The sequence below is a fragment of the Citrobacter sp. TBCS-14 genome, from assembly GCF_005280805.1.
In the GTDB taxonomy this organism is placed as follows: domain Bacteria; phylum Pseudomonadota; class Gammaproteobacteria; order Enterobacterales; family Enterobacteriaceae; genus Citrobacter; species Citrobacter gillenii.
In genome coordinates this window covers 1-243 of the sequence record NZ_SZWM01000609.1, presented here as the reverse complement: position 1 = coordinate 243, position 243 = coordinate 1, and the positions used below count along the sequence as shown (strand labels likewise).

1 protein-coding gene is annotated in these 243 nt (G+C 32.5%); it reads left to right on the top strand.

Annotated features, from left to right (window positions below):
- The coding region (locus tag FDX22_RS30570; protein WP_222592540.1) for a terminase large subunit domain-containing protein at positions 1–243 on the top strand (243 nt) is incomplete at both ends.

Here is a 243-nt window from a genome sequence, read left to right as displayed (position 1 = left end):
GTATTTGACCAAGTACGAAACCAAACAGAAGCAAGTGATACTTTAAGAGTGTACAACGAAAACAAGATTTTCAAGAGTACAAAACAAGGACTAGAATTTACTTCTTTTAAAACCACTTTCAAAAAGCAAACAAATGATACTTTAAGGGCGCAAGGTGGTAATAGTTCGCTTAATATATTTGATGAAGTTCATACTTATGGCGAAGATATAACAGAATCAGTTAATAAAGGTTCACGACAAAAG